The sequence below is a fragment of the Thalassospira marina genome, from assembly GCF_002844375.1.
In the GTDB taxonomy this organism is placed as follows: Bacteria; Pseudomonadota; Alphaproteobacteria; order Rhodospirillales; family Thalassospiraceae; genus Thalassospira; species Thalassospira marina.
The window spans coordinates 3,252,274-3,278,794 of record NZ_CP024199.1 but is presented as its reverse complement, the minus strand read 5'-3'; the positions used below and the strand labels follow the sequence as shown (position 1 = coordinate 3,278,794).

The 26,521-nt window shown below is 54.2% G+C and carries 22 protein-coding genes; 10 read left to right on the top strand and 12 right to left on the bottom strand.

Annotated elements, in window-relative coordinates; genetic code table 11:
* Window positions 1-27: 27 nt before the first annotated feature.
* The 3 genes from CSC3H3_RS14915 (at window position 28) to CSC3H3_RS14905 (ending at window position 2,788) form a co-directional block, all read left to right on the top strand.
* A complete protein-coding gene (locus tag CSC3H3_RS14915; RefSeq protein ID WP_101285329.1) occupies window positions 28-921 on the top strand; it encodes a LysR family transcriptional regulator in 894 nt (297 codons plus the stop codon).
* A 343-nt stretch (window positions 922-1,264) separates the two neighbouring features.
* On the top strand, window positions 1,265-2,212 hold the full coding sequence (locus CSC3H3_RS14910) for a 2-hydroxyacid dehydrogenase (protein WP_101286260.1): 948 nt from the start codon (window positions 1,265-1,267) through the stop codon (window positions 2,210-2,212).
* Window positions 2,213-2,383: 171 nt separating this feature from the next.
* Window positions 2,384-2,788 carry a winged helix-turn-helix domain-containing protein gene (locus CSC3H3_RS14905; RefSeq protein WP_101285328.1) on the top strand — a complete coding sequence of 135 codons (405 nt, stop codon included), beginning with the start codon at window positions 2,384-2,386 and terminating at the stop codon, window positions 2,786-2,788.
* A gap of 30 nt (window positions 2,789-2,818) precedes the next feature.
* Here CSC3H3_RS14905 and modC read toward each other — a convergent pair whose 3' ends face one another.
* The 4 genes from modC to CSC3H3_RS14885 form a co-directional block, all read right to left on the bottom strand.
* On the bottom strand, window positions 2,819-3,997 hold the full coding sequence (gene modC, locus CSC3H3_RS14900) for a molybdenum ABC transporter ATP-binding protein (RefSeq protein ID WP_101285327.1): 1,179 nt from the start codon (window positions 3,995-3,997) through the stop codon (window positions 2,819-2,821).
* Window positions 3,994-4,695: a molybdate ABC transporter permease subunit gene (modB, locus tag CSC3H3_RS14895; protein ID WP_101264839.1), complete on the bottom strand. Its 702-nt coding sequence runs from the start codon at window positions 4,693-4,695 to the stop codon at window positions 3,994-3,996. Before modB ends, modC begins: the two co-directional genes overlap by 4 nt.
* Window positions 4,696-4,731: 36 nt before the next feature.
* The gene (gene modA / locus CSC3H3_RS14890; RefSeq protein WP_245881137.1) at window positions 4,732-5,520 is read right to left on the bottom strand and encodes a molybdate ABC transporter substrate-binding protein; all 789 of its coding nucleotides are present in this window, start codon (window positions 5,518-5,520) and stop codon (window positions 4,732-4,734) included.
* Between the two features lie 202 nt (window positions 5,521-5,722).
* Window positions 5,723-6,628, bottom strand: coding sequence for a LysR family transcriptional regulator (locus CSC3H3_RS14885; RefSeq protein ID WP_101285326.1), 906 nt, complete (start codon window positions 6,626-6,628; stop codon window positions 5,723-5,725).
* A gap of 188 nt (window positions 6,629-6,816) precedes the next feature.
* Here CSC3H3_RS14885 and CSC3H3_RS14880 point away from each other — a divergent pair, with 188 nt between their 5' ends.
* Window positions 6,817-7,860 (top strand): zinc-dependent alcohol dehydrogenase family protein, encoded by a 1,044-nt coding sequence (locus CSC3H3_RS14880; protein WP_172963433.1) that lies wholly within the window; start codon window positions 6,817-6,819, stop codon window positions 7,858-7,860.
* A 14-nt stretch (window positions 7,861-7,874) separates the two neighbouring features.
* Here the strand turns inward: CSC3H3_RS14880 and CSC3H3_RS14875 are convergent, their stop codons facing one another.
* From CSC3H3_RS14875 to CSC3H3_RS14855, 5 genes are all read right to left on the bottom strand, one after another.
* Complete coding sequence (locus CSC3H3_RS14875; RefSeq protein ID WP_101285325.1) at window positions 7,875-8,396, bottom strand: hypothetical protein; 522 nt, start codon at window positions 8,394-8,396, stop codon at window positions 7,875-7,877.
* 52 nt (window positions 8,397-8,448) lie between these two features.
* Window positions 8,449-9,138, bottom strand: a complete 690-nt coding sequence (locus CSC3H3_RS14870; RefSeq protein WP_101285324.1) for an exonuclease domain-containing protein — start codon at window positions 9,136-9,138, stop codon at window positions 8,449-8,451.
* A gap of 65 nt (window positions 9,139-9,203) precedes the next feature.
* On the bottom strand, window positions 9,204-11,078 hold the full coding sequence (locus CSC3H3_RS14865; RefSeq protein ID WP_101285323.1) for a putative nucleotidyltransferase substrate binding domain-containing protein: 1,875 nt from the start codon (window positions 11,076-11,078) through the stop codon (window positions 9,204-9,206).
* A gap of 162 nt (window positions 11,079-11,240) precedes the next feature.
* Window positions 11,241-13,007 (bottom strand): sodium:solute symporter family protein, encoded by a 1,767-nt coding sequence (locus tag CSC3H3_RS14860; protein WP_101264834.1) that lies wholly within the window; start codon window positions 13,005-13,007, stop codon window positions 11,241-11,243.
* 35 nt (window positions 13,008-13,042) lie between these two features.
* Window positions 13,043-13,303: a DUF4212 domain-containing protein gene (locus CSC3H3_RS14855; RefSeq protein ID WP_101264833.1), complete on the bottom strand. Its 261-nt coding sequence runs from the start codon at window positions 13,301-13,303 to the stop codon at window positions 13,043-13,045.
* Between the two features lie 539 nt (window positions 13,304-13,842).
* On the opposite strand from CSC3H3_RS14855, the gene ettA reads away from it, so the two are divergent.
* Together ettA and CSC3H3_RS14840 are read left to right on the top strand one after the other, a co-directional pair.
* The gene (gene ettA / locus CSC3H3_RS14845; protein WP_101264831.1) at window positions 13,843-15,525 is read left to right on the top strand and encodes an energy-dependent translational throttle protein EttA; all 1,683 of its coding nucleotides are present in this window, start codon (window positions 13,843-13,845) and stop codon (window positions 15,523-15,525) included.
* A gap of 141 nt (window positions 15,526-15,666) precedes the next feature.
* A complete protein-coding gene (locus tag CSC3H3_RS14840; protein ID WP_101285321.1) occupies window positions 15,667-16,146 on the top strand; it encodes an HD domain-containing protein in 480 nt (159 codons plus the stop codon).
* Between the two features lie 90 nt (window positions 16,147-16,236).
* On the opposite strand, the gene CSC3H3_RS14835 is transcribed toward CSC3H3_RS14840, so the two are convergent.
* The 3 genes from CSC3H3_RS14835 to CSC3H3_RS14825 form a co-directional block, all read right to left on the bottom strand.
* Window positions 16,237-18,477, bottom strand: a complete 2,241-nt coding sequence (locus CSC3H3_RS14835; RefSeq protein WP_101285320.1) for an autotransporter family protein — start codon at window positions 18,475-18,477, stop codon at window positions 16,237-16,239.
* Window positions 18,478-18,886: 409 nt separating this feature from the next.
* The gene (locus CSC3H3_RS14830; protein WP_245881136.1) at window positions 18,887-19,546 is read right to left on the bottom strand and encodes an MlaC/ttg2D family ABC transporter substrate-binding protein; all 660 of its coding nucleotides are present in this window, start codon (window positions 19,544-19,546) and stop codon (window positions 18,887-18,889) included.
* Window positions 19,543-20,208: an MlaA family lipoprotein gene (locus CSC3H3_RS14825; protein WP_245881135.1), complete on the bottom strand. Its 666-nt coding sequence runs from the start codon at window positions 20,206-20,208 to the stop codon at window positions 19,543-19,545. Before CSC3H3_RS14825 ends, CSC3H3_RS14830 begins: the two co-directional genes overlap by 4 nt.
* Window positions 20,209-20,639: 431 nt before the next feature.
* On the opposite strand from CSC3H3_RS14825, the gene CSC3H3_RS14820 reads away from it, so the two are divergent.
* The 4 genes from CSC3H3_RS14820 to metH all read left to right on the top strand — a co-directional run bounded on the left by CSC3H3_RS14820 (window position 20,640) and on the right by metH (window position 26,446).
* The gene (locus tag CSC3H3_RS14820) at window positions 20,640-21,629 is read left to right on the top strand and encodes an ArsR/SmtB family transcription factor (protein ID WP_101285319.1); all 990 of its coding nucleotides are present in this window, start codon (window positions 20,640-20,642) and stop codon (window positions 21,627-21,629) included.
* 117 nt (window positions 21,630-21,746) lie between these two features.
* Window positions 21,747-22,655 (top strand): methylenetetrahydrofolate reductase, encoded by a 909-nt coding sequence (gene metF / locus CSC3H3_RS14815; protein ID WP_101264826.1) that lies wholly within the window; start codon window positions 21,747-21,749, stop codon window positions 22,653-22,655.
* A gap of 57 nt (window positions 22,656-22,712) precedes the next feature.
* Window positions 22,713-23,777 carry a homocysteine S-methyltransferase family protein gene (locus CSC3H3_RS14810; protein WP_101264825.1) on the top strand — a complete coding sequence of 355 codons (1,065 nt, stop codon included), beginning with the start codon at window positions 22,713-22,715 and terminating at the stop codon, window positions 23,775-23,777.
* 29 nt (window positions 23,778-23,806) lie between these two features.
* Window positions 23,807-26,446 (top strand): methionine synthase, encoded by a 2,640-nt coding sequence (gene metH, locus CSC3H3_RS14805; RefSeq protein ID WP_101285318.1) that lies wholly within the window; start codon window positions 23,807-23,809, stop codon window positions 26,444-26,446.
* The last annotated feature ends 75 nt before the right edge of the window (window positions 26,447-26,521 follow it).

The window sequence follows — 26,521 nt, the reverse complement described above, 5'->3', positions numbered from 1 at the left end:
TTGGCAATTAATGGCAGGAAACCGGCAATGCGACGGATCAATTTCAGCGACCTTGAAGCCTTTGTTGCCATTGTGCGGGCTGGTAGCTTTCGCAAGGCAGCCGCGGAACGGGGTGTTTCCGGCCCGGCCATGAGCCAGGCTTTGCAAAATATCGAAGACCAGCTGGGTATGCGCCTGCTGAACCGCACCACGCGCAGCATCGCCCTTACCGAAGCTGGCGATATGCTGATGTCACGGGTCAGTATCTCGTTTGACAATATCCGCGAGGCAGTGGATGAAGTGCAATCCCTGCGCGGGGAGACGGTGGGGCGTTTGCGCATCAACGCGCCCATGCCTGCGGTGGATTTTGTCTTGTCGCCGTTATTGCCAGCTTTTCTTAAAACCTATCCCGGTGTGTCGGTGGAACTGATTGCCGATAACAGCCTGGTGGATATGGTCAGCGAAGGCTTTGATGCGGGTGTCCGATACGGTAGCGACATTGCGCGGGATATGATCGCAGTCCCCATTGGTAAACCGTTGAAATATATCGTTGTTGGGTCGCCCGATTATTTTGCCGCCCACGAAATGCCGGTTCATCCGCGTGATTTGCTAAATCATGACTGCATCAAAATACGGTTTCCCGGCGGGGCCTATTTTGAATGGGATTTCCGTAAAGGTGATGAAGAATTCAACCTGCTGCCTGATGGGCGCTTTACCACCAGTGATGCAAGGCGTGCGATCAGTGCAGCCCTTTCCGGTGTTGGTCTTGCCTTCATCATCGATGGCTATGCCCTACCGGAACTTGAAACCGGCAAGCTGGTGCAGGTATTGGAAGACTGGACACCCGCGACCAATCGCTGGTCGCTTTATTATCCCAGCCGCCGCCAGATGCCCGCCGCATTGCGCGCCTTTATCGATTTCGTCAAACAGCATGCAGGCTAGTGTATCGGAGCAGGGGGGGCGGACCGGGCACAATACTGCAGGGCTGCCGGTTAGGCGTTTCTATGCGCCTGTATAATATTCATATGCTGACTTTTCCCGTGCCGGTTTGGCCAGTGCTGGGGTGGTTTTCAGGCAACCTTTTTCATCCACCTCCATTCCCGGTTTAATTGTGTGGGAAAATAAAACAAATTTGATTTCATTGCCTTAATGGCACATGGACAGGAAATTTTCCCACAGCCATTGCATCTTGCTGCCGCTTCTGGGCATTATTGGTCATACCAATGATAAATGGGCGATTGCGCCGGTCTGGCATCAGGATCGCTTTTTTCAGGAGAGTCATAATATGTCTGATAGCCGTGACGTTCTTGTCGTTTCCCCTGCGCGTCCGCATCAAATGGAAAAGCTGGCACAGGAATATGTGCTGCACCGTTTTGACCAAAGCAGCGACCGGGACGCGCTGGTTGCCAGTGTTGCTGATCGGGTGCGTCTGGTCATGACGACGGCGGGGGTGGGCATTCCTGCCGGGTTGATTGAAAAATTGCCAAAGCTTGAAGTTATTACCAGCTTTGGGGTTGGGTATGATTCCATTGATGTTGCCGCCTGCACGGCGCGCGGCATTCGTGTTACCAACACGCCCGATGTTTTAAATGACGACGTTGCCGATACCGCGATCATGCTAATGCTGGCAACCCTGCGCCGCCTTGTTGTCGGGGATCGCTGGGCGCGTAGCGGCAATTGGTCGAAAAACGGCCCCATGCCCCTGACAACAACGCTTAACCGCAAAAAGGTGGGCATTGTTGGCCTGGGTCGTATTGGCAAGGCCATTGCCAGCCGGGCAGAACCATTTGGCGTTGAACTGGGTTATTTTGGCCGCAGTGAACAGGGCGATGTCAGCTATCAGTATTTCAATGATCTGTTGAAACTGGCCGATTGGGCCAATGTGCTCGTGGTGGCCTGCCCGGGCGGCGAAGCCACCCGCAATCTGATCGATATGAATGTGCTGCGTGCCCTTGGCCCGACGGGCTATGTCGTGAATATTGCGCGCGGCACGGTAATTGATGAACCCGCCCTGATCACCGCATTGCGTGATGGTATCGTTGGCGGGGCCGGGTTGGATGTGTTCCATAACGAACCGCACATGAACCCGGCTTTTGCCGATCTGGATAATGTCGTGATCTATCCGCACCATGCCAGCGGCACGGTTGAAACCCGCGATGCGATGGGGCAACTGGTTGTCGATAATCTGGTGGCATTTTTTGCGGGCAAACCATTGATCACGCCGGTCAATTGATCACAGCCCCCATTGAAAAAGCCGGTTGATGCAGGAACTGGATGACAGGCAGCGCACTTTGTGGCTCTGCCTGTTATTTAATTTGGCATTGCCGTGCCTTGTCATGCCGGGCCGGGAAAGCGGCTCTAATGCCATATGGAAACGCGATTGTGGATCGGGTAATCTTGGCCCATGACACATGCCAATGACTTGAAAATCCGTCTGAAAATCGATTTGCCCGGTGGCGTTCGCCTGGGATATGGCAAGATCGACCTTTTGCGCGCCGTTGCCAACGAGGCCTCCATCTCGGCGGCGGCGCGAAAGATGGGCATGTCCTATCGCCGGGCGTGGTTGTTGATCGATGAATTGAACCGCAGTTTCGCAAGCCCGGTTATTGAAACCCGCATTGGCGGCAAGGCGCATGGGGGCGCGTCGCTTACTGAAATGGGCGAACGGGTGATTGCCATTTACCTTGCGGCCGAGCAACAGGCCAGATCCGCGATGACGGCCAGCCTTGCCGACCTTGCAGCCTGCCTTGCCCCGGAAGGTGGTGAAGGCGCACCCGTTGCGAATGCATCCGAAAATGACGATCTCTGATGCGCCTGTCAGTCGGTTTTTAACGGGCGATCAGGCGTCGGTATCGCGCAATTTTCCATCCACCATTACTGATTTGATCACGGCATAAACCTGCTGCCCAACCGCAAGCGACAGGCGCTGTGCCGACCAGGTGGTGATGCGCGCCTGAATAAGCGGCGTGGTAAGGGTTTTGCCTGTGCTGGCATGGCCCAGACGAAGGGCAACATCCACACTGCCGGATCCCACCGGTGTCAGGGCCATGATGGTACTGGGCAGCACATTATTGGCGCTGATGGCATCGGGGATCGATTTTGCAATCATGACATCACGCGCACGAATGTGCAGGCGTGTTTGCCGCGGGGTATTGGGGCTTGGTTGTGCCTGATCCTGACCCGTTCTTTGTTCCCGTTTGGATGCCGGCGGTGCCAGCAGCGGCACAATCAATTGGTGCCCTGCACAGCCTAGATAGGTAATGCCACCTGCGATATCATGCCCGGTCACGGTCGCGGGGATAACGGCACCAGCGTCAAACTGCCCGGTCAAGGGGGCCAAATCCGTGCGGGCGAGAATATCAAATACCGACCCGTTGGCACGCACCCGGCCATTTTCCATAACCACAATATGATCGGCCAGCCGGGCGACTTCATCAATCGAATGGCTGACATATAATATCGGCAGGCGGCGTTGATCACGCAGTGCTTCCAGATATGGCAGGATTTCTTCCTTGCGTGCCTGGTCCAGGGCGGAAAGGGGTTCGTCGAGCAATAAAATATCCGGATTACCCAAAAGCGCACGGCCCAGCGACACACGCTGCCGTTCCCCGCCCGAAAGTTTGGCCGGGCGGCGCGATAGCAAATTGCCAATACCCAGCATCGAAATGACGGCATCAACTTCATTATCGGGCAATGGGTTGGTTGCACGGCGATGGGCGAAAAACAGGTTTTTGCGCACGGTTAAATGCGGAAACAGCCTTGCGTCCTGAAACACATAACCCACCCGCCTTTTGCGCGGCGGCAAATGGGTTTTTGTCCCTTTATCAAAAACCGTGCTGTCGTTAATGGCAATTGTGCCGTTATCGGGCTGGATCAAACCGGCAATAGCATTGATCAGGGTGGTTTTACCACTGCCTGACGGGCCAAACAGGGCGGTGATGCCCGGTTGTTCCACCGTGAATTGCGCCTGTAAATCAAGGTTTCCGGCTTGGTGGCGAATGTCGATCTTCAGGCTCATGGGCGGATCTGCCCGGTCAGTTTCTGGCGAATACCGCGCATGGTCATTTCCGAAATGATCAATCCGCACAGGGCCAAGCCAATCGACAGGGCGGCAAGCCGTGCGGCGGCAAGTTCGCCTCCCGGTGTTTGAATGGCGGTATAAATCGCCAGCGGCAGGGTGCGGGTTTCGCCGGGAATGTTTGAGACAAAGGTAATGATCGCGCCAAATTCGCCCAGACTGGCGCTAAAGGCAGTAATCGCCCCGGCAATGATGCCCGGCAGGGCAAGCGGCAGGGTGATGTTGAAAAACCGGTCAAATGGCCCGGCACCCAATGTTTCGGCCGCCTGATGCAGGCCGGGGTCAATATTTTCCAGTGCAATGCGAATGGCGCGCACCTGAAAGGGAAAGCTGACAATACCTGCCGCCAGGGCCGCCCCGCCCCAGCTGAAAACCAGGCGAATATCAAATGTATGAAGCAGCCACGCCCCGATAGGGGCGCGGGTGCCAAAGCTGATCAGCAGTAAATACCCCATCACGACTGGCGGCAGGATCAGCGGTAAATGCACAATCGCGTCCAGCAGAAACCGGCCGGGAAAACGCCCGAATGTCAAAATGCTGGCCGCCAAAATGGCAAAGGGCAGGGCCCCTGCCACGGCAACGGCCGCAATTTTAAGGCTTAACAGCAGGGCATCAATTTCGGCAGGCGACAGCGTCATGGGGGATGGGCCTGTTACTTGCTGATTTGGTCGTCGTTATTGTTGGGGCAGGGTAAAGCCATACTGGCTGAAAATGGTGCTTGCATCGGATGATTTCAGAAAAGCCAGCAGGCGGGTTGATGCCGGGTTTTTCATTTCCTTCATCACTGCAACCGGATAGGTGATGGCAGGATGGCTGTTTGCCGGGAAAGTCGCAACGATTTTAACACCCTTGCTGATTGCGGCATCGGTTCCGTAAACAATGCCAATCGGGCTTTCGCCGCGTTCCACCAGGGCCAGGGCCGCACGCACATTATCGGCCCGTGCCAGGCGGGGTTCGGTTTTTTCCCACATGCCCAGGTTGCCAAGTGCCTGTTTGCCATAAATGCCGGCAGGTACATGGTCCGGGTCGCCAATGGCGATGCGGTCGTCTTCGCCAATCAGGCTGGTCAGGTCGCTTTTGTCATCAAGCGTGATATTGCCCAGATCGCTTTGCGCCGGGGCAATCAGCACCAGTGAATTGCCCAAAAGGTCGCTGCGTGTGCCTGCTTCAAGCAGGTCCTGGTCCGAAAGCCAGTCCATCCATTTTTCATTGGCGGAAATAAACAGTTCCGCCGGGCCACCTGCGGCGATCTGACGCGCAAGGGTGGATGAACTGGCAAATGACAGACGCACATGGTCATCAGGGTTTTGCGCCTCATAGGCTTTGGCAACATCGCCCATCGCATCGGTCAGGCTGGCGGCGGCAAAAACGGTAATGTCTTCGGCATGGGCAAATACCGGCAGGGTCAACATGCCAATACCCGCTGCCAGATGCAGCATGGTTCGGGGCAGGGGGCTAAACATTCATAAGGCTCCAGTTTTCGGGGATCAATTATCGCTATATTTCATTGAATATAGCGATGCGTCAAGCAACGGATTTGCTACTGCCTGTCTGTGGGGTAATTGCACCAAGGCATTGAAGGCAGACTTGAAGTAGTCGTTTATCTACGCTTTTCAGTGTATGCGGTGGCGGTACGCACGGGTTTTAAAACGCCGAACGGTCGTTTCAGGGGCGGATTGCTCGCGAAGATTTGATAAAATCAATAAAGGCCCGCAAGGCAGCGGGCATATGTGTCCGGTTAGGGTAATACAGGTAAAAACCGGCGAAGGGTTTGCACCAGTCATCAAGTACCCGTATAAGCCGCCCATCATCGATATGGGGCTGGACAAAACTTTCCGGCAATAGAGCCAGCCCAATACCCTGAAGGGCCGCATCACACAGAAAATCAATGTCATTAACGGTCATGGCCTGCTTTAGCTGCACATCGATTTGTTGTTGGCCATTATCGAAATGCCAGGGAAACAGCGCGCCGGTTTCATTCCAGCGGTAATTGACGCAAACGTGCGATTTTAAATCGGCTGGATGTGCAGGTTTGGCCCTTTTTGCAAAATAGGTGGCAGAGCCGACAACAGCCATGCGCAAATCAGGCGTTAACTTCAGCGCAATCATATCCTGCGCAACCAGTTCGCCTGAACGAATGCCCGCATCGAACCCTTTGGCAACCACGTCGGTCAGGTTGTCATCAATCATCAGGTCAAGCTGGATATCGGGGAAGGCTGCGGTAAAGTCGGCCAGGATCGGGGTAATAACGCTATGTGCCGCCAGCCGGGGCAGGTTGATGCGCACATTGCCTCGCGGCTGGGTTTGAAAGGCGCCAACATCGCGCACGGCCCCTTCGATGTCTCCAACTGCCGGTCCCAACCGGTCAAACAGGGCTTGCCCTGCCTGTGTCGGCGCGACGCTGCGGGTGGTGCGGTTTAATAATCGGGCGCCAAGCCTTTCTTCCAGACTGCGAATGGTGTGACTTAGGGCCGAAGGCGTTACGCCCAACGTTTGTGCCGCGCGACGAAAGCTGCGTTCACGGGTAACGGCCATAAAGGCCGTTAGCTCGGCAAATTCCGAACCTTTCATATTGCTGAGCCTTATTCAGTAAATAATCAAAATTATATCGTATTAAACATAACAATCAAATCTGCCAGTTTCCGGAGCCAGTCGCCCGGCGAAATTGTTAAAGGCCACGTTCCTGCATTGGCAATCAGACAATGGCAGAACAGCATTTTTGCCAATGCGCCGGGTATTTCCATGAACGGAGGTAACCGATGACCGAAACAATGAAACGCTGGCAGATGAATGTCATTGGCCGGGCGCATTTAACCCTGCAGGATGCACCCGTTCCCAGCCCCAAACCGGGCGAAGTGCTGGTAAAGGTGAAAGCGGTTTCACTGAATTACCGTGATAAAATGGTGATCGAAACCGGGCGTGGCCTGCCGCTTGAATTTCCCTTCACGCCGGGGTCGGATTTGTCCGGTCAGGTGATGGCGGTTGGCCAGGGTGTTGGCCGTTTTTGCCTGGGCGATAACGTTATTTCATCCTTCACCCCGGACTGGGTGGATGGTTTGCGACCTGGCAATGCCCATTTCCCTGCCTATCGGACATTGGGCGGTTTTTACCCTGGTGTGCTGGCCCAATATGTGGCCCTGCCTGAAAGCTGGTTTGTCCATGCACCCAAATCGCTAAGCCCGGTTAGTGCCAGTACACTGCCCTGCGCGGGTTTGACAGCATGGTTTGCCCTGTGCGAACGCGGTCATGTAAAGCCGGGTGATATTGTGCTGGTCGAAGGCAGTGGTGGTGTGGCCCTGTTTGCCATTCAAATTGCAAAAATGCAGGGTGCAACGGTGATTGTTTCCTGCAGCCCGCAAAAGTTTGACTGCGTGCGGAATTTGGGGGCAGATCATGTAATTGACCGGCACAGTCAGGATCTGGCACACGCCGTATGGGACATTACCCATGATTATGGTGCGGACCATATTTTGGAACTGGTGGGTGGTTCCCATCTGGGCCGCGCTGCCGAAATTGCAGCGGTTGGCGGCCATATTTACCTGATCGGCGCCCTTCAGGGATTCGAGGTTTCATCCCCACTGATGCCGATCCTGATGAAGGATGTGACCATTCATGGCATTGGCACCGGGCACCGTCTGGCACTGGAACGCCTGGTGCGCGCAGTTGACCAAAGCGGGCTGAAGCCGGTGATTGATCGCACCTTTGTATTGGAGGACTTACCTGCCGCGCTGGACCATCTTGATGCCGGTCCACTTGGCAAAATTGTTATCGAAATGCCCGGCGATGACGGAATTTGGGGTTAATGGAATAAGAGAAATCAGTTCAGGCAGGCAAAGCGTAGCGCCGGGTCGCTTTTTTCAAGGGCGGTCATTTGTAAATCGCCATTGGGAAAGCCGTTTTCATCAAGGGCGGTATCGGGTGTGATAAAACCGGCCTGGTTGGTGTCACAATCAATCAGGCGGGTTGTCGCCATCGCCTGATGGCCCTTTTGCAGGTAAACCGTGGTGATCTGTTTTTGCGCCGGGTCTTGGGGGTTGGCAATGGTTTTGCCCTGGTCAAAGGCCGTGAAACGGTTGATCGGGGCTTTTAGTAGCGTCCAGGGTTTATAGGCACTGCTGGTGGCAAATGTTTCGCTAATGGTGACGTCGCCGGGAAGGCGGGCCGAAATGCGGTCAAACCAGCTATAATCATCCCAGATCATATAGCCAAACATCCCCAATGCCGCAGTCAACGGGATCAGATATTTGGGGGCCTTACGGCCGCTCAGGCGGAAACCCAGCATGATAAAACCGGCGCAGGCAAAACCGACCACGATGGTTGTGAAGATAAAAACAAACATGGTTCCGGTCCCTGCTGGCGCGGTGATTACGCGTTAAGATAATAATTATGGCTTAGCGCAGGACACGGTCGAGCTCAAGTTCGCCTTTAGGATCACGCTTGTTGATCTGGGCCAGGAAAAGTTCCGCCGTGGCAATGGCATCGGTCAAGGCGTTATGCGCGCGATAGGGCGGTAAATTATGTGTTTTGCGCAGGTTTTGCAGCTTTAACGCGCCGCTTTTAAGCGGGGTGCCCTGCCGATGAATATCGCGCAGGCCCAAAACCAGCGTATCGACCGTGGGCATTTGCAAAGGGGCACCATAAAGGCGTCTGCAGGCCCGGCCCAAAAAGCCCAGTTCGATGGGCGCATGATGGGCCAGTAACACCCGCCCGGCCAGAATGGGCAATAACTGGCGCAGGATGGTGTCGATATCGGGGGCTTCGGCGACGTGACTGTCAAGAATGCCGTGAATTACCGCTGAACTTTCGCTGACATCGCGGGTGGGGCGCACAAGGCTATGATGCGCACTTGAAAAATCGACACCACGATTGCGGATCAACACCCAGCCAATGCTGATAATTTCGTCATGCTTGGCATTCAGGCCTGTTGTTTCCAGATCAACGGCAACAAATTCAATGTCGGAAACCCGGCGTTCCGGGGCGACGGGGGTAATGTCGTAAAACTGGGCCAGCGGGCCTTGCGCGCGCTTTTTTATCCAGCGGCGGTAAAGCTGACTATCCGTGATTTTTTCGTGCAGACCCATGTTTTTTCCTGCGTTGCTTTTTGTGTGCAAGGCGCGCTTGTCGGCCGGTTTATCCTGCCTGTTTTTCAGGTGCCGCTTTTGCCAAAGCTGCTTTCAAGGGCGGACTGCAAGGTTTTTATCACGTTAAAGGCATCTTTGAGATGGCTTCTCTCGAAGGCGGAAAGGCTTTCGGGATGCAGGAAGTTATCGGGTCTCTCGCCAGACCGGATTTGCGCCACCTGGTGTTTCAGGCGCGTGATGCTGATAAATTCATAGGCATCCATCAAATCACGTGCGCCCTGCGCGCTGATTGATGTGGTGTGGATCGCGGCCTGCAGGCGGCTGGTGGTATTAACCGCCGAAATGCCATTGCCCAGCGCATGGATGCGGGCAATATCAACAATCGGCACCACGCCATTATGTTTCATATCAAGGGTGCGGTCATGTTCGCCGCCGCGGATCATGACGAAATTTCGGAAAAAGCCCAGCGGCACCTGATGGGTTTGGGCATTGCCGACCATAAAGGCCAGGAAAATGCGGTTGTCCGATGCCATGGTTAAAATCTGGCGGTGCAATTGTTCATAAAGGGCTGCTTTGCCATAAATCGGGCGCAGGTCAAACCACACGGAACACAGCATTAAGGCCTTGGGTTCGGGGCTTTGAATCCAGTTGGTGAAATATTGCCGCCAGGTTGCCACCGGCTGGCGCCATTTTTCGGTTTTGGCCATCATCTCGCCGGGGCAGTAAACATACCCGGCCGTGTTTAAGCCATCACACACAAATTCCGCGAGATTGCGGAAATAATCACCATGTTGCGTGGGGTCAAAGGCATCATCCATCATCAGGCAGTTATCCTGATCGGATATTGCGGTTTGTTCCTGCCGGCCCTGCGAACCGCCCGCCAGCCACACATAGGGCACAGGCGGTGGGCCAAATTTCTTTTCGGCCAGTTCCAGCAGGCGCGATGTTACCGTATCAGCAAGGGTGGTGACGATATGCCCGGCATTTTGCGATGTTGCTCCGGCATCAATCAACTGGCGCAGCAATTCGGGGATTTGCGCAATCACACCGGCCATATCACCGGCATTGTCCATTTTGCTGATCTGGCCTGCCATATACACCGCCGACAGCGACTGGCGCATCAAAAGGTTGGTGGTGGTAATAACCCCAACCGGCGTATCCGCCCCGTTTGCCACCACCGGCAAATGGCGAATGTTATGGCGTGTCATGGTCAGCAGGGCGTCAAAGGCATAGGCATCGGGGGTGATGGAAATGGGGTTGGCGGTCATGACTTCGGAAACCGGTGTTGCGTAATCCAGCCCCTGTGCGACAACGCGGTTGCGCAGGTCCCGGTCCGTCACAATGCCGCAGACTTTGCCATTTTCATCGGTCAGAAGCAGGCAGGAAACCCGCTCGCGGCTCATATGCTGGCCAACGTCGCGCAGTGTTGCGGTTTGCGGCAGGCTGACAACATCACGCGCAATCAGGTCGCCGACCTGCAGGCTCATCAGTTTTAGCTGGTCTTCGTCGCGTTCTTCGGCCATTTGCATGCCGCCGCGCAGGCGGGCACCGCCCATCAATTCAAAGAAATAGGCAAATTGCGGGTGCTGGCGGGCCAGTTCGTGAAAATCACCTTCGGGTAACTGGTAAACCAGGGTGTCTTCAATGGCCGTGATGCGGTTGGCGGCCTTGCCGCCGCGAAACATGGCGCGCACACCAAAACATTCGCCTTCTGACAGGCGGGCAAGCAACTGGCCATCGGGTGAATGGGTTTCAACTGCGCCAGTCCGCACGATGTGCAAATGAAGGCAAGTGATATCGGGCTGCAAAATAACCGAACCCTTGCGGAAATACCGCGCGGTCAGGCGACCGGGGATCTGGTCCAGGTCGCTTTCGGGCAACAGGTCAAAGGGATGGTGGGCTGCCAGAAAATCGCGGATGTCTTTCAGTTCAAGGCTCATGTCATTCCCCGGTTGCAAAAGGGCCGGTCAAGGCTGCCAGATGGTATGTCACTTTACCGGCGCCCAGCCTAACGTAAAAGACCCCCGCATGTCTTTGACATCGCGGGGGTCCCTGATCAATTTGGCTGAAATATTTTCAACCAGACATGGTCATTGCAGGTTTTAGTGATCAACAGCCGCGCCAGCACCTTTGGGGATACGGATCTGTTCGACCATGTCCTGAATGTGCTGCGGCGGTGCCGCCGTGATTTTCGATACAATGAAAGCCACGGCAAAGTTAAGCACCATGCCAATCGACCCGATGCCTTCCGGGGAAATCCCGAACAGCCAGTTATCGGCGGTGTTGGCAAGGATCGGGGTAATGAAAACACCCTTATAGGCGATGATATAGCCCATGGTGAAAACAAGCCCGGTCAGCATGCCGGCAATGGCACCTTCGCGGTTCACCTTTTTGGAGAAAATCCCCATGATAATGACCGGGAACAGCGATGCTGCAGCAAGGCCAAAGGCAAAGGCAACAACCTGTGCCACAAAGCCCGGCGGGTTATAGCCGAGGTAACCGGCAATGCCGATGGCAACAGCCGCGGCAATACGGCCAGTCATCAGTTCCTGTTTTTCGGTCATATCAGGCGTAAACGTGCTTTTGAGCAGATCGTGCGAGATACTGGCCGAAATCACCAGAAGCAGGCCAGCCGCCGTTGAAAGGGCCGCGGCAATACCACCCGCTGCGACCAGGGCGATCACCCAGTTCGGAAGCTGGGCAATTTCCGGGTTGGCGAGAACCATAATGTCGTTATCGACCTTCAGTTCATTGCCTTTCCAGCCATATTGTTCGGCCTTGGCGGCAAATTCGGCATTGGCATCATTGTAATACTGGATTTTGCCATCGCCATTTTTGTCTTCAAATGCCAGAAGGCCAGTGCTTTCCCAACGTTTCATCCAGTCCGGGCGCTGTTCAAACACAAGGTTGCCATCGGGCGAGCCAACCGGGCCGGTTTGTACCGTCTGGGTCAGGTTAAGGCGGGCCATTGCACCCACAGCCGGGGCGGTGGTGTAAAGAATGGCAATAAAGACCAGCGCCCAGCCAGCGGATGAACGCGCATCGCGCACTTTGGGCACGGTAAAGAAGCGGACAATAACGTGCGGCAAACCAGCTGTACCAACCATCAGCGCCAGGGTAATGGCGAAAATGTCGATCGTGGATTTGCTGGTGGTCGTATATTCAAGAAAGCCCAGTTCGGTAACGACCTGGTTGAGGCGATCAAGCATGTAATCGCCACTGCCCGTGACGGTTGAGCCAAATGCCAGCTGCGGCAGCGGATTGCCGGTAAGCTGGAAGGCAATGAAAATTGCCGGCACGGTATAGGCCACGATCAGCACGCAATATTGCGCGACCTGGGTATAGGTTACGCCCTTCATGCCGCCCAGCACCGCATAGACAAACACAATGCCCATGCCAATGATCAGGCCGGTAAGGATGTCGACTTCCAGGAAGCGCGAAAACACGATGCCAACGCCACGCATCTGGCCTGCAACATAGGTAAAGGAAATGAAGATCAGGCAGACAACGGCAACGATACGGGCCGTTTTTGAATAGAAACGGTCGCCGATAAATTCCGGCACGGTGAATTTGCCATATTTGCGCAAATACGGTGCCAGCAACATTGCCAGCAGGCAGTAACCGCCCGTCCAGCCCATCAGATAGACCGAACCGCCATAACCCAAAAAGGCGATCAAACCGGCCATGGAAATGAATGATGCCGCCGACATCCAGTCAGCCGCCGTTGCCATGCCGTTAACAACCGGGTTCACCCCGGAGCCGGCAACGTAAAATTCGCCAGTCGTGCTGGCCTTTGCCCAGATGGCAATGCCGATATAAAGCGCAAAGCTAAGCCCCACGGCAATATATGTAAGGGTCGTAAGATCCATGAAAAAGCTCCCCAATACAAATGGCCTGCGTGGGCCTATTCGTCTTCCTGAACGTTGAATTCACGGTCCAGCTTGTTCATCTGCCGGACATAGACGAAGATCAGGGCCACAAAGACATAGATCGACCCCTGCTGGGCAAACCAGAAACCAAGCTGGAAGCCAGCGATCGAAATGGTATTGAGGGCATCTACAAACAGAATGCCGCAGCCATAAGAGACAACAAACCAGATGACCAGCAGGGTCAGCACCAGTTTGACGTTGCGTCTCCAGTACTCTGCGCCGGATTTGTCTTCCATTGCGCGTCTCCTTCCTCGGATATGAACCTTCCCGTGCCGGGCTGGGTAATGTTGTTATTGATCACCCGGACTTTAGAAAAATGCGGTGCATGATCGTGCTGGTTGCACGGCACACCATGAAATTTTCCTATCAGCTTTGAGTATGGCCCATGTACTAACCCTTAGTCGAATGACAGGGCGCGCAGATAAGTCTTGAAACGTGAAAAGCTTGAAAAACTGCCGTTTTTCGTTCTTTCAACCGGTGTTGGAAGCGGGCAGCTACGACTAAAGTCTGGTTATGGCTGGGGGTGGGCTTGCGTGTTTTCGGCCTTTTTCCGGGCTTGCGGTTGCGCATTGGACCGCAAATGCCAGATCAGGTAAAACCATGGGGGTTGGCGTGGGCGGAATCGCCCCGGTGCATTCAGGCATGGCTGCCATGGCGTTGCAAATTGGCGGTTTTGCTTCTTTGCCGTTGTTTGTCGCAGGCAGCTCGGTTACAAACGGCCCACAATATTTGCCCCGCAACCGCGGGGCGCGGTTCATTTTGGATGGGGAATTTAATGGCATCCTACCAGTATATTTACGTCATGAAGGACCTGACCAAGATCCTTCCGGGTGGTCGCGAACTTTTCAAAGGTATTACGCTGTCCTTCCTGCCGGGCGTTAAAATCGGTGTTCTCGGGAACAACGGTGCCGGTAAATCGACGCTGCTTAAAATCATGGCGGGCATCGAAAAGGATTACGCCGGTGAAGCATGGCCGGCAGAGGGGGTGAATGTCGGCTACCTTGAACAGGAACCGCAGCTGAACCCGGAAAAAGACGTTTTGGGCAACGTGATGGAAGGTTGCGGGCAGGTTGTTGACGATCTGGCGCGCTTTAACGACATCAGTGCCAAGTTCGCCGAACCGATGACCGACGACGAAATGAACGATCTGCTGGCCGAGCAGGGCGAGCTTCAGGAACGCATCGATGCCGCCAATGGCTGGGATCTTGAGCGGACGCTGGAAATTGCGATGGACGCACTGCGTTGCCCGCCCAAAGATGCCGACGTGACCAAGCTTTCAGGTGGTGAACGCCGCCGTGTTGCACTTTGCCGTTTGCTTCTGGCCAAGCCGGACATTCTGCTGCTTGACGAACCGACCAACCATCTTGACGCTGAATCTGTTGCCTGGCTTGAACGTCACCTCGAGGACTACCAGGGTACTGTTATTCTGGTTACCCACGATCGTTACTTCCTCGATAACGTTACCGGCTGGATCCTTGAACTCGACCGTGGTCAGGGTATTCCTTACGAAGGCAACTATTCGTCCTGGCTTGAACAGAAACAGAAGCGTCTGGCGCAGGAAGCCCGTCAGGAAGGCAACCGTCAGAAGCAGCTGGCTTCGGAACTGGACTGGATCCGTCAGAACCCGAAAGGCCGTCAGGCGAAATCCAAGGCCCGTGTTCGTGCCTATGATGATCTTGTCGCCGAAGCCGCAAAGGCCGTACCGGATTCAACCAAGATCGTTATTCCGGTGTCCGAGCGTCTGGGCAATGAAGTTATCACCGCAGAAGGCCTGACCAAGGCATTTGGCGAGAAGCTTCTGTTTGATGATCTGCATTTCCGTCTGCCGCCGGGTGGTATCGTCGGTGTGATCGGTCCGAACGGTGCGGGTAAAACCACGCTGTTCAAAATGCTGACCGGTGCTGACACCCCGGATTCGGGAACGCTGAAGATCGGTGAAACGGTCAAGATGGGTTATGTTGATCAGTCGCGTGATGCGCTTGATTCAAACAAAACCGTCTGGCAGGAAGTTTCCGACGGCCTGGACGAAATCCTTTTGGGTAAACGTCCGATGAGCTCGCGTGCCTATGTTTCGCAGTTCGCCTTCAAAGGTGCGGATCAGCAGAAAAAAGTCGGTCAGCTTTCCGGTGGTGAGCGTAACCGCGTACATCTTGCCAAGATGCTGAAATCCGGCGCAAACGTTCTGCTGCTTGACGAACCGACCAACGATCTTGACGTTGATACCTTGCGTGCCCTTGAAGAAGGTCTGCTGGAATTTGCCGGTTGTGCCGTGGTTATCTCGCACGATCGTTTCTTCCTTGACCGTATCGCAACCCACATCCTGGCCTATGAAGGCAATTCGCATGTCGAATGGTTCGAAGGCAACTATCAGGAATATGAAGCCGATTACAAACGCCGTTACGGTGAAGAGGCCACCCGCCCGCACCGCATCAAATACAAACCGCTGACCCGCGGTTAATGGCGTAAATCGCTGCTGCGATCTGATCAGGGCCATCCGGAATTTCCGGGTGGCCTTTTTTCATGCCCGTCATTTGCCATTTTTGCCCGCCATGACGTAACCTGGATTGTGAACGAACAGCGAAAAGGGGTGGGGACAGGCATGGGCGTTGAAAGTAGGGTTTCAGGCGATGACAAAATTGAACTGGCGCGCCAATGGGCGCAACGGTTTCACGCAGGCCAGGTCGATAAACTGGGCCGCCCCTATATCGACCACGTAAGCGATGTGGCAAAGCGCGCCAGTGTGCATGGCCGTGAAGCGGAAATCGTTGCCTGGCTGCATGATATTGTTGAAGACACCCCCGTTACCCTGGCCGAGATCGAAGAAAGCTTTGGGAAAGCCATTCGCAGCGGTGTGGATGGTATGACGCGCCGTGCGGATGAAGATTATTTTGACGTTTACCTACCCCGTTTGCAGCAAAGTGCCCTGGCCCGTATCGTGAAGCTGTCCGATATGCAGCATAATATGGCGAAGCTGGATGGCCTGCATGCGGTAAACCCGCAGGATGCCAAGCGTCTTGCGGAAAAATACGCGCGGGCAATGGCGTTTTTAACCGTTGCTGTTATTCACAAAGAAAAATAACCTTTATTCCCAAAACTTATTTATTTGGGCAAAAGAAAACGGCGACCAGAGGTCGCCGTTTGATCATGGTATTGTGGGGCAGCGCCCGTCCTAGAAATTCCAGTTTGCCTTAAGCGTTGCCGTCTGGCTTTGATAGCCGGATCGCATTTCGCCATCATATTCCAGTCGAATATCGGTGCTGTCCGTTGCAGCCAGTGATAGGGCCGCCCCGATATGCACCCCATCTGACGGCAGGCCTTCGGTTTCAACCGAATAGGCCGCACCGCCAATTTGCCCGGTCGATGTCTGGGCACTATCGGTATAGTCATGCACCCATGCTGCCGAAATTTCGGGGGTTAATGTGCCATAGGCGGTATCAAGCTGCCATTGTGCGCGTGCGCCCAGTTCCTGGGTCACAACGTCGCTATTTTGGGAATCAACTGACAGATTGGCCGATCCGGCCCCGGTTTCGTCATAGGATTCGTTGCGAGCATGAATCCAGCGCAAGCTGCCAAATGGCGTAAGGGTGGTATTGGCGCCAACGTAAAAATCATACCCGGCCCGGGTGCGGGCCATATATTGCTGTCCGTCATAATCGGCACCGGCTGTTTGGCCAAGGAACGAGACATTGCGCTTCTGATCAAAATGGTTCCAGCCAACTCCGGCTTGTCCATCAAGGGCCAAACGTCCCAGTCTATAGGTGCTGTAAGCTGTAAGCTGGTAGCTATCAAGGCGCTGGGTTGATCCGCTGGAATCGTTGCTGCCATCGGTCCATGATCGCAGCCAGCTAAGCGCGACACCGCCCAGAAGGTTTGGTGTGATCAGATGGTCAAAGCCCGATGTCAGACCGAAACTTTTGCTGGTAAAGCCATCATTGTCGGAACTTCCGGCCAAATGGGATGATCCTCCCAGGAACTGGCCCCAAAGTGCGCTTTGGGCGGTGCTATTACCAGCCGCCTTGCCGGTGCCGGCATAGATGCCGTTATCTCCGCCCATCGCCAGTTGCTGGTGGGCATCCACAGCACCCAGCACAATAGCGGTTGATTGGGCCGACATTTGCATGGTGTTGGCTGCGTTTGCCGGGGCAAGTTGTTTGATTGCCGCCCCTTTTTGCTGGTCGTTTGCCAGGCTGTCAATCACCGCCAGAACATTGCTTTGGAAAGCTTGTGCCTGTGGCGAACTTCCCCCGTTAAGTTTGTCAAGCACGCTGCCAAACGAGGATGCGGCCCCGCCCGTTGCCTGGCCAACGGGGCTGTATTTGGCAGATCCCTGTGTCAGAGTGACGACCAAATTGCCGCCGTTATCCTGTGTTGTTGCCGAGAGCCCGTTAGTGCCGATGACGGATACTGACGTTATGCTGGAATTGCCGCTTGGGTCGTTTACGCTGACAATGGTGTAGTGATCACCCGCCTGGAGGTTGCTGCCCTGCAGGACCAGCGTGGTGTTGCTGATGTTGGCCTGACCGGAGACATTCAGCGCACCATACTGACTGTCGCTGGTGATGGAGGAAACCAAGCCCCCGCCGGTCTGTGTGTAGTCGCCGGTGATCGAAATGGTGTTGGACAGTTTGATCGTCGCGTTATTGACTTTAACCGTGTGATTTGCGCCGACATTAACATTGTCATTCAGCCATATATAGCCGCTATCGAAAGTCAAATCTGTGAGGGTATGGGTGATAATTCCGATGTCGCTGCTTGAAGTGCCGCCAGATGAGCCGGTAAATAAACCATAGGCAGAGGATGAATTGCTACCTGTTATGGTCAAGCCTGGGTCAATGTTGGCGTCGATATTACCTGCAATCGTTCCACTATTGGTAAGGCTGCCAATGGTTGCGCTGGTAAAATATAAAGCCGTTTGACCTGAGATCAGCCCTCTGTTTTCAATCGAATTTATGTTCGCGTTGCCAGATGCGAATAAGGTGTAGGTACCGGTTATTGTTCCGTTCGTGTCATTTATGATCGTTGATATGCTGGCGCTGTTTTCAGCATAAATGCCGACAAAACCGGAAATGGTGCCTGTGTTGGTAAGGGTCTGAATGGTTCCGCCGCTGCTGTAAAACCCGTCGTTTCCCGGTGCTGAAATCACGCCGTTATTCTCAAGGTTACCCACGACACCAGAAGCACTTATGCCGTTGGTAATTGTGCCTGATACGGAAACCCCGGAATTGATTGACAGGTCGCCGCCTGTCCATGAAATGCAGCTTTGGTTTGTGGTGATTGTCGTATTGGATTCCAGCGGGCAGGGCGCGGCTTGTGCTGGCGGCGCGGTCATTAGCGCGATATTGAGCGCAACTGCTGAAACCCCAAGCAGCAGATGCAAACGCATACGGCCATTTTCCCCAAGCTTAGTCATCAGAATTTCTCCGCAGAGTTGAACTGATAGTATTTTTGTTTCCTTAAACCGTTTCACCCATCCGGCACTTGTTGAGTAAGAGGTGAAAACAGCGCAACAACTTTATGCTTTTTCAAGAATACGACAAGTTTAGAAAAATGCTGTAAGAAGGATTTTTTGTATTTGAAGTGGGGTGGGGCTGTGTCTGTTTTTTTATTTTGATTTAAGCTTGTTTTTGACAGTTGATATTTTTTTGTTTGATGGAAAGGTAAGTGAAACCTACGTAAATTTCGATTAAAGTTTTATCCGCAAGGATAGTTTTTGAAAGTGATTGTTCCTGAGGTGACTTCGTGTCCAAATAAAAAGGCCCGCCAACATGGTTGGCAGGCCTTTTTTGTTTGGTGGAAGGATTCCGGTTGGATTCGTGTGTTTAATTCCCGCCGGTCTTTTTCTTCAGCATGTCGGTCAGGGCCTGCACTTTGCCACCGTTATTCTGGATAACGGCTGCAAATTCGTCGCGCTGGGTGATGCCCATGCTGATACCTTCGATCGACACATCGATAATGCGCAGGCTGCCGTCAAATTCCCGCAGGCGCCAAACGATTTTGACGGGCGGTCCATCGGGGCGAACGACCTGTGAATTGACGAAGATGTCTTTCTTGTTTTCGTTGGAATCACCGACAACGAATTTCTCGCCGTCGAAATCCTTGAACTTGCTGGCATAGTTCAGCGCCAGATATTTCTGAAGCAGGTCAGCAAAGTTTGCCAGTTCCTGATCGGAAAGATTGCGCCAGTAACGACCGAGAACAAAACGGGCCACCTGGTCCATTTTGAAATATTTGTCCATCAGATTGACAAAGCGTTCCTGACGGCTGCTATCGTCAATCTTGTCGCCGGCCAGTTCGGAAATGGCTTCATCACCCAGCCCGCGGATAAAATCGCTCGGGTCCTGGGTGGCGGCAACTTCCATAACCGACTGTTTGCCGGACGGCTGTGCTGCTGCCTGGGCGCTGTGCCCAAAGGGAATGGCAACAACTGCCGAGGCCATTATCAGGCCGGCAATCAGAAATCGTCCATGTAAGTGTTTCATTTGTCTCCTGCCGGGGCATCTTGATCATCGAAATCAAACGAAGCATTCATGGCATTATTTGGGTCATCATTCATGACCGGGCCACCATTGCGGATCACGCTGTTGCGATGCTGCCGGTAAAGGCTGCGCAGGGCGGCGTAATAATCCAGCGATGTCTGCTTCAACTGTTCGAGATTTTCATTGTTGCGGTAACGCGAATCGACTGCGCCCGCAACCATGCCACCGTAATAGGCCGCAGCAACCTTGTCGCTGTTATCCGCACCATAGGTGAACGGGTTCATCAGATAGTCGGTCACAAGGCCCGTGGTATCGCGCAGGTTGGACGGACCAAAAAGCGGCAATACGATATAGGGGCCGGCACCAACGCCATAATGCGCCAGCGTCTGACCGAAATCTTCGTCGCGATAGGGAATGCCAAATTCGGTCGCAACATCGTTAAAGCCAAGCAGACCAATGGTCGAGTTGACAATAAAACGCTGCAACGATGCGGCTGCCTGCTCGGGGTCCCCCTGCAGCAGGGCATTGATCGCATTGATCGGTTCGCCAAGGTTATTGGCAAAACTTCTGACAGAATTTTTCACCGGTTGCGGTGCAATATCGCCGTACCACATCGCAGCGGGGTACAGGATCAGGAAATCGACGGCACCATTAACATTGTGCACCACCCGATTCACAGGTTCGATCGGATCATAAACAGTCTGATCCTGCGCCGGCTGAGTCGACGCACATGCTGTCAAAACGGACAACGATGCCCCAACACAAAGTGCCCGTATGCTTTTCAGATTCATTCTTTTCGCCAACGGTTTACAAATCTATTTGAAGGCCCCCGGCTATATCCCCGGCTACAGATTTAAGCAGGGTCGTTGCTCTTGCAACCCCGCTACCCATCAAATCTGCATCCTGCGATACCGCATATGCCCCGTATATCATGTGGTTAGCATATGGAGCGTTTAAACGCCATACATCAAAAAAACTATGGCGGACTATCCTCCGGGCTATGACATTTATGCCACACCCCGTTTGGGTGGTGTTACTTTTTCCTTGAATAGACATAAACATATCTTTATATCTGCATGAGGAATTGGAGAGCGTCATGGAACAGGTTCTGGCAGGTTTGCGCGCTGCAGCAGAAGCAACCCGTTTGCGGTTGCTGGCAATTTGTGCTGAATGCGAACTGACCGTTAGCGAAATCACGCAGATCATCGGGCAAAGCCAGCCCCGTGTATCGCGTCATTTAAAGCTGCTTTGCGAAGCGGGCCTGCTGGTGCGTTTTCGCGAAGGAACCTGGGTCTTTTACCGTACACCCCATAGCGGGCCGGGGGCTGATCTGGTCGCACCCGTATTGGCCTTGTTGCCCCGCGACGATGAAACCCTGTCGCTGGATCGCACCCGCCTGGATCAGGTGAAAAAACAGCGCGAACAGGTGGCAACCGAATATTTCCGCGCCAACGCTGGCGAATGGGACACCATCCGTTCGCTTCATATTGACGAGGCGGAAGTCGAAGCCGCCCTTCTGGCTGCCCTTGGTAACCTTGAAGGCAAGCGTATCCTTGATATTGGCACCGGCACGGGCCGGGTGCTGGAACTGCTGGGTAAAACCGCAGCCGAAGGGGTGGGCGTTGATATGTCGCGCGAAATGCTGGCTGTGGCGCGTGCCCGCCTGCAACGCGCCGAACTTGCCAATTGCCTTGTGCGCCAGGCTGATATGTATCAGCTGCCTTATCCCGATGCGGCCTTTGATGTGATTACATTACACCAGGTTTTGCATTACGCCGAAAAACCCGAAACCGCGATAGCCGAGGCTGCACGCCTGCTGGCACCGGGTGGGACGCTGCTGGTGGTTGATTTTGCACCGCACGATCAGGAAGAACTGCGCGAACAGCACGCCCATCGCCGCCTGGGTTTTGACGATGGCGCGATGAAGGACTGGTTTGCATCCTCGAAACTTGCCATGGACGAGGTGGTTAATCTGCCCGGTAAGCCCTTAACCGTGTGCCTGTGGCGTGGCCATGCCGTGGGTGCGGCCATGGCGAATGTCGCCGGGGCCGGGAACGCCACAGGGGCCGGGAAGGCTGCCGAGTAACCGGGTATTTGAGGACCTAACAGAATTTGCCAATTCGCCAGCCTGCATGTGGTGGTGTATTGGCCCAAAGATAACGAACATCGCCCGCAAGGGCATTTGAACACAAGGTAGACGACAATGACGCCAGTGCGTGACAACACTCAACAAACCGCCTCTAACAGTCGCGATTTGCGGGTTTCCTTTGAATTTTTTCCGCCCAAAACGGAAAAGATGGAAGAAACCATGTGGCGTTCGATCCACCGGCTTGCGCCGCTGGCACCTTCTTTTGTGTCGGTAACCTATGGGGCCGGTGGCTCCACCCGTGATCGCACCCATGCCAGTGTCACCCGCATTCAGCGCGAAACCGGTATTGCCGCTGCCGCACACCTGACCTGCGTGGGTCATACCCGCGATGAAATTGAACGGATCGCACGGACCTATTGGGATGAAGGCATTCGTTCCATTGTCGCCCTGCGCGGTGATTTGCCCGATGCCGGTGGTAAATATGTCCCCACCCCAGGTGGCTACGACTATGCGGTTGATCTGGTTGCCGGGCTTAAAAAGATCGAGGATTTCGATATTTCCGTTTCCGCCTATCCGGAAACCCACCCCGATGCCCCGACCGCCGATTTTGAAATTGATTACCTGAAGCGCAAATTCGATGCCGGCGCCAACCGCGCGATTACCCAGTTCTTCTTTGATAACGAGGTATTTTTGCGGTTCCGCGACAAATGCGACAAGGCCGGTATTACGGCCCCGATTGTGCCGGGTATTTTGCCGGTCACCAATTTTGCATCGCTTTTGAAATTTGCCGATATGTGTGGTGCGGGCGTGCCGCAGCGCCTGCATCACCGTTTTGATGGCCTTGATGAAGACCCCGACACCCGGCGGATGGTGGCCTTCCACGAAGCCATTTCACAGGTTGAAGGCCTGATCGCCGAAGGGGTCAATGATTTCCATTTCTATACCCTGAATCGTGCCGAACTGACCTATGCCATTTGCCATGCGTTGGGCATTCGCGCAAAACAGGTTGCCGCTTCTGCCTGACGACCCGATATAAAGGTGCCATTGCGCCGCCACGACCCAAAGACAGGATGACCAATCATGACTGATCGCCAGAAACGTATCGCCCTGCTGAAACAGCGCGCCGAAGAAAAAATCCTGATTCTGGACGGCGCAATGGGCACCATGATCCAGAAACACAAGCTGACCGAGGAAGACTACCGCGGGGAGCGCTTTGCGGACTGGAAACAGGATGTCAAAGGCAATAATGACCTGCTGTCGCTGACGCAGCCGGAAATCATCAAGGATATTCACCTGCAATATATTGCCGCCGGGGCGGATTTGAATGGCACCAACACGTTTAGTGCCACGACCATCGCCCAGGCCGATTACGGCATGGAAAGCCTTGCTTACGAGATCAACTACGAAAGTGCAAAGCTTGCCCGTCAGGCTTGTGATGAATGGGAAGCGGCCCATCCCGGCGATGTGCGCTTTGTTAACGGTGCTATCGGGCCGACCAACCGTACAGCATCCATTTCGCCCGATGTGAATAATCCCGGTTATCGCGGTGTGACCTTTGACCAGCTTTATACTGCCTATAAAGAAGCGGCAAATGGCCTGCTGGATGGCGGGGCAGATACCCTGCTGGTCGAAACCATTTTTGATACCCTGAATGCCAAGGCGGCCCTGTTTGCGATTTCCGAAGTGATCGAAGAACGCGGCGAAGATATCCCCGTGATGATTTCGGGCACCATTACCGATGCATCGGGCCGTACCCTTTCGGGTCAGACGACCGAGGCGTTTTATAATTCGGTGCGTCATGCCAAACCGTTTTCAATTGGCCTTAACTGCGCATTGGGTGCAGCCCAGCTTCGCCCCTATGTGGTTGAACTTTCGCGTGTTGCCGAATGCCGCGTTTCGGTTTATCCCAATGCGGGCCTTCCCAACGAATTTGGTGAATATGACCAGACCGACAATGAAATGGCGGCTTTGGTCAAGGAATGGGCCGAAAGCGGCCTGATCAATCTGTTGGGCGGGTGCTGTGGGACGACGCCGGCGCATATTCGTGCCATTGCCAATTCTGTAAAGGGTAGCGCCCCGCGCAAAAGCCCGGATATTGCCCCGCGCATGCGTTTGTCGGGCCTTGAACCGTTTGATGCCGCATAAGAATAAAGCCGAGAGAGACTGAGAGAACGATGTCCGAAATATCCAGATTCATCAATATCGGCGAACGCACCAACGTTGCGGGTTCGTTGAAATTCAAGAAGCTGATCGTCGAGGAAAACTACGAAGCAGCCCTTGATGTTGCCCGCGAACAGGTCGAAAACGGCGCCCAGATCATCGACATCAATATGGATGATGCGATGCTCGATGCTGAATCGGCGATGGTGAAATTTATCAATCTGGTGGCGGCAGAACCCGACATTGCCCGTGTGCCGATCATGGTCGACAGTTCGAAATGGAACGTGATCGAATCCGGCCTGAAATGCCTGCAGGGCAAGGGCATCGTTAACTCGATCAGCCTGAAGGAAGGGCCTGAACCCTTCATTCGCCAGGCCAAACTTTTGCGCCGTTATGGTGCTGCTGTTGTGGTGATGGCCTTTGATGAAAAAGGCCAGGCCGACACGGTTACCCGCAAGTTTGAAATTTGTCAGCGCAGCTATCGTGTGCTGGTCGATGAAGTCGGTTTCCCGCCCGAAGACATCATTTTCGATCCGAACATTTTTGCTGTCGCGACCGGGATTGAAGAACACGACAATTACGCCGTCGATTTCATCGAAGCCTGTAAGCTGATCAAGAAGAACCTGCCTTACGCCAAAATATCGGGCGGGGTTTCCAACGTTTCCTTCTCGTTCAGGGGCAATAACCCGGTGCGTGAAGCCATGCATTCGGTGTTTTTGTATCACGCGATCAAGGCTGGCATGGATATGGGCATCGTGAATGCCGGCCAGCTTGTGGTGTATGAAGAAATCCCTGCCGAACTGCGCGAACGGGTCGAGGATGTGATCCTGAACCGCCGTTCGGATGCCACCGACCGCCTTTTGGAAATTGCCGATAAATACAAAGGTGCCGGTGGGGCCGAAAAGAAAGCCGACCTTGAATGGCGTAAAAAGCCGGTCACGGAACGCCTGGCGCATGCGCTGGTTAACGGGATTGCCGAATTTGTCGAGGAAGACACCGAAGAAGCCCGCCAGCAGGCTGAAAGGCCCCTTCATGTGATTGAAGGCCCGCTGATGGATGGCATGAACATTGTTGGTGACCTGTTTGGTGCTGGTAAAATGTTTTTGCCCCAGGTGGTGAAATCTGCCCGCGTGATGAAAAAGGCTGTTGCCTACCTGATCCCCTATATCGAGGAGGAAAAGGACGGCAAACGCGAAAGCAACGGTAAAATCCTGCTGGCAACCGTGAAGGGTGACGTTCACGATATCGGTAAGAACATCGTTGGTGTTGTTCTGCAATGTAACAATTTCGAGGTCATCGACCTTGGCGTGATGGTCCCGACCCAAAAGATTATCGAAACGGCAAAGGCCGAAAATGTCGATATGATCGGGCTTTCCGGTCTGATTACACCGTCGCTGGAAGAAATGACCTTTGTCGCCGCCGAAATGAAGCGCCAAGGCCTTGATATTCCGCTTTTGATTGGTGGGGCGACAACATCGAAGGTGCATACAGCGGTTAAAATCGCGCCGAATTACGACAAGGCCGTTGTGTACGTGATTGATGCATCGCGCGCAGTGGGTGTTGCCAGCAAGCTGGTTTCCGAAACCCATCGCGAAGTTTTTGTTAACGAATTGCGTAATGAATATGTTGCCATGGCCGAACGCCATGCCGCCCAGCAATTGCAGAAACGCCGCTTTGCCCTGACCGATGCGCGCGCCAACAAGGCCCGCCTGGATTGGGATGCCTTTACGCCCATCGCCCCGGCCAAACCGGGCCTGACGGTGTTTGAGGATTTCGATCTGGCCGAACTGGTCAAACGGTTTGACTGGAAGCCGTTTTTTGAAACCTGGGAACTGCATGGCCGTTTCCCCGCCATCCTTGATGATGCGGTTGTGGGTGAAACAGCGCGTAACCTTTATGCCGATGCCCAGGCGATGCTTAAACGCATTGTTGATGAAAAATGGTTCAAGCCGCGTGCGGTTGTCGGTGTTTGGCCGGCAAATTCGGTGGGTGATGATATTGAAATCACCCCGGCACCCGATGGAAACGAACCCATCACCATCCATACCCTGCGCCAGCAGATGTATCGCGAAGATAACAAGCGCCCCAACCGCGCCCTTGCTGACTACATCGCGCCCAAAGACAGCGGTAAAACCGATTATATCGGTGGCTTTGTTGTTACCGCCGGGCCGGAGGTCGAGGATATCGCGCGCAAAATGGAAGCCGAGCATGACGATTACAATGCCATCCTTGTGAAGGCACTGGGTGACCGTTTTGCCGAAGCCTTTGCCGAAACCATGCATGAAAAGGTTCGCCGCGAAGTGTGGGCTTATGCCAGCGACGAAAACCTGTCCAACGATGATCTGATTGCGGAAAAATACCAGGGTATTCGCCCGGCACCAGGGTATCCGGCCTGCCCGGACCATACCGAAAAGGGCACCCTGTGGCGCCTGCTGGATGCTGAAAAGAATACCGGTGTAACGCTGACGGAAAGCTATGCCATGACGCCGACCGCATCGGTCAGCGGGCTTTATTTTGCCAACCCCGATGCCAAATATTTCGGCCTGGGTAAAATCGAACGCGACCAGGTCGAAGATTACGCCAAGCGCAAAGGCATGGACCTGTCGGTTGCCGAACGCTGGCTGGCTCCGAACCTGAACTACGATCCGCGTTAATCCGGGCAGGGTGCGTATCATACGCACAGCAGGATGAGTGCGATTTCGCAACTTACTGAAAAGCCGAAGCCTTTT

Coding starts and splice junctions, on each gene's coding strand:
- CSC3H3_RS14875 (WP_101285325.1), bottom strand. CDS start 8,396: ATGTTTGTTTTTATCTTCACAACCATCGTGGTCGGTTTTGCCTGCGCC.
- CSC3H3_RS14915 (WP_101285329.1), top strand. CDS start 28: ATGCGACGGATCAATTTCAGCGACCTTGAAGCCTTTGTTGCCATTGTG.
- modA (WP_245881137.1), bottom strand. CDS start 5,520: ATGTTTAGCCCCCTGCCCCGAACCATGCTGCATCTGGCAGCGGGTATT.
- CSC3H3_RS14870 (WP_101285324.1), bottom strand. CDS start 9,138: ATGGGTCTGCACGAAAAAATCACGGATAGTCAGCTTTACCGCCGCTGG.
- modC (WP_101285327.1), bottom strand. CDS start 3,997: ATGAGCCTGAAGATCGACATTCGCCACCAAGCCGGAAACCTTGATTTA.
- CSC3H3_RS14835 (WP_101285320.1), bottom strand. CDS start 18,477: ATGACTAAGCTTGGGGAAAATGGCCGTATGCGTTTGCATCTGCTGCTT.
- CSC3H3_RS14820 (WP_101285319.1), top strand. CDS start 20,640: ATGGAACAGGTTCTGGCAGGTTTGCGCGCTGCAGCAGAAGCAACCCGT.
- ettA (WP_101264831.1), top strand. CDS start 13,843: ATGGCATCCTACCAGTATATTTACGTCATGAAGGACCTGACCAAGATC.
- CSC3H3_RS14865 (WP_101285323.1), bottom strand. CDS start 11,078: ATGAGCCTTGAACTGAAAGACATCCGCGATTTTCTGGCAGCCCACCAT.
- CSC3H3_RS14840 (WP_101285321.1), top strand. CDS start 15,667: ATGGGCGTTGAAAGTAGGGTTTCAGGCGATGACAAAATTGAACTGGCG.
- CSC3H3_RS14885 (WP_101285326.1), bottom strand. CDS start 6,628: ATGAAAGGTTCGGAATTTGCCGAGCTAACGGCCTTTATGGCCGTTACC.
- metH (WP_101285318.1), top strand. CDS start 23,807: ATGTCCGAAATATCCAGATTCATCAATATCGGCGAACGCACCAACGTT.
- CSC3H3_RS14905 (WP_101285328.1), top strand. CDS start 2,384: ATGACACATGCCAATGACTTGAAAATCCGTCTGAAAATCGATTTGCCC.
- CSC3H3_RS14880 (WP_172963433.1), top strand. CDS start 6,817: ATGACCGAAACAATGAAACGCTGGCAGATGAATGTCATTGGCCGGGCG.
- modB (WP_101264839.1), bottom strand. CDS start 4,695: ATGACGCTGTCGCCTGCCGAAATTGATGCCCTGCTGTTAAGCCTTAAA.
- CSC3H3_RS14830 (WP_245881136.1), bottom strand. CDS start 19,546: ATGAAACACTTACATGGACGATTTCTGATTGCCGGCCTGATAATGGCC.
- metF (WP_101264826.1), top strand. CDS start 21,747: ATGACGCCAGTGCGTGACAACACTCAACAAACCGCCTCTAACAGTCGC.
- CSC3H3_RS14910 (WP_101286260.1), top strand. CDS start 1,265: ATGTCTGATAGCCGTGACGTTCTTGTCGTTTCCCCTGCGCGTCCGCAT.
- CSC3H3_RS14855 (WP_101264833.1), bottom strand. CDS start 13,303: ATGGAAGACAAATCCGGCGCAGAGTACTGGAGACGCAACGTCAAACTG.
- CSC3H3_RS14810 (WP_101264825.1), top strand. CDS start 22,713: ATGACTGATCGCCAGAAACGTATCGCCCTGCTGAAACAGCGCGCCGAA.
- CSC3H3_RS14860 (WP_101264834.1), bottom strand. CDS start 13,007: ATGGATCTTACGACCCTTACATATATTGCCGTGGGGCTTAGCTTTGCG.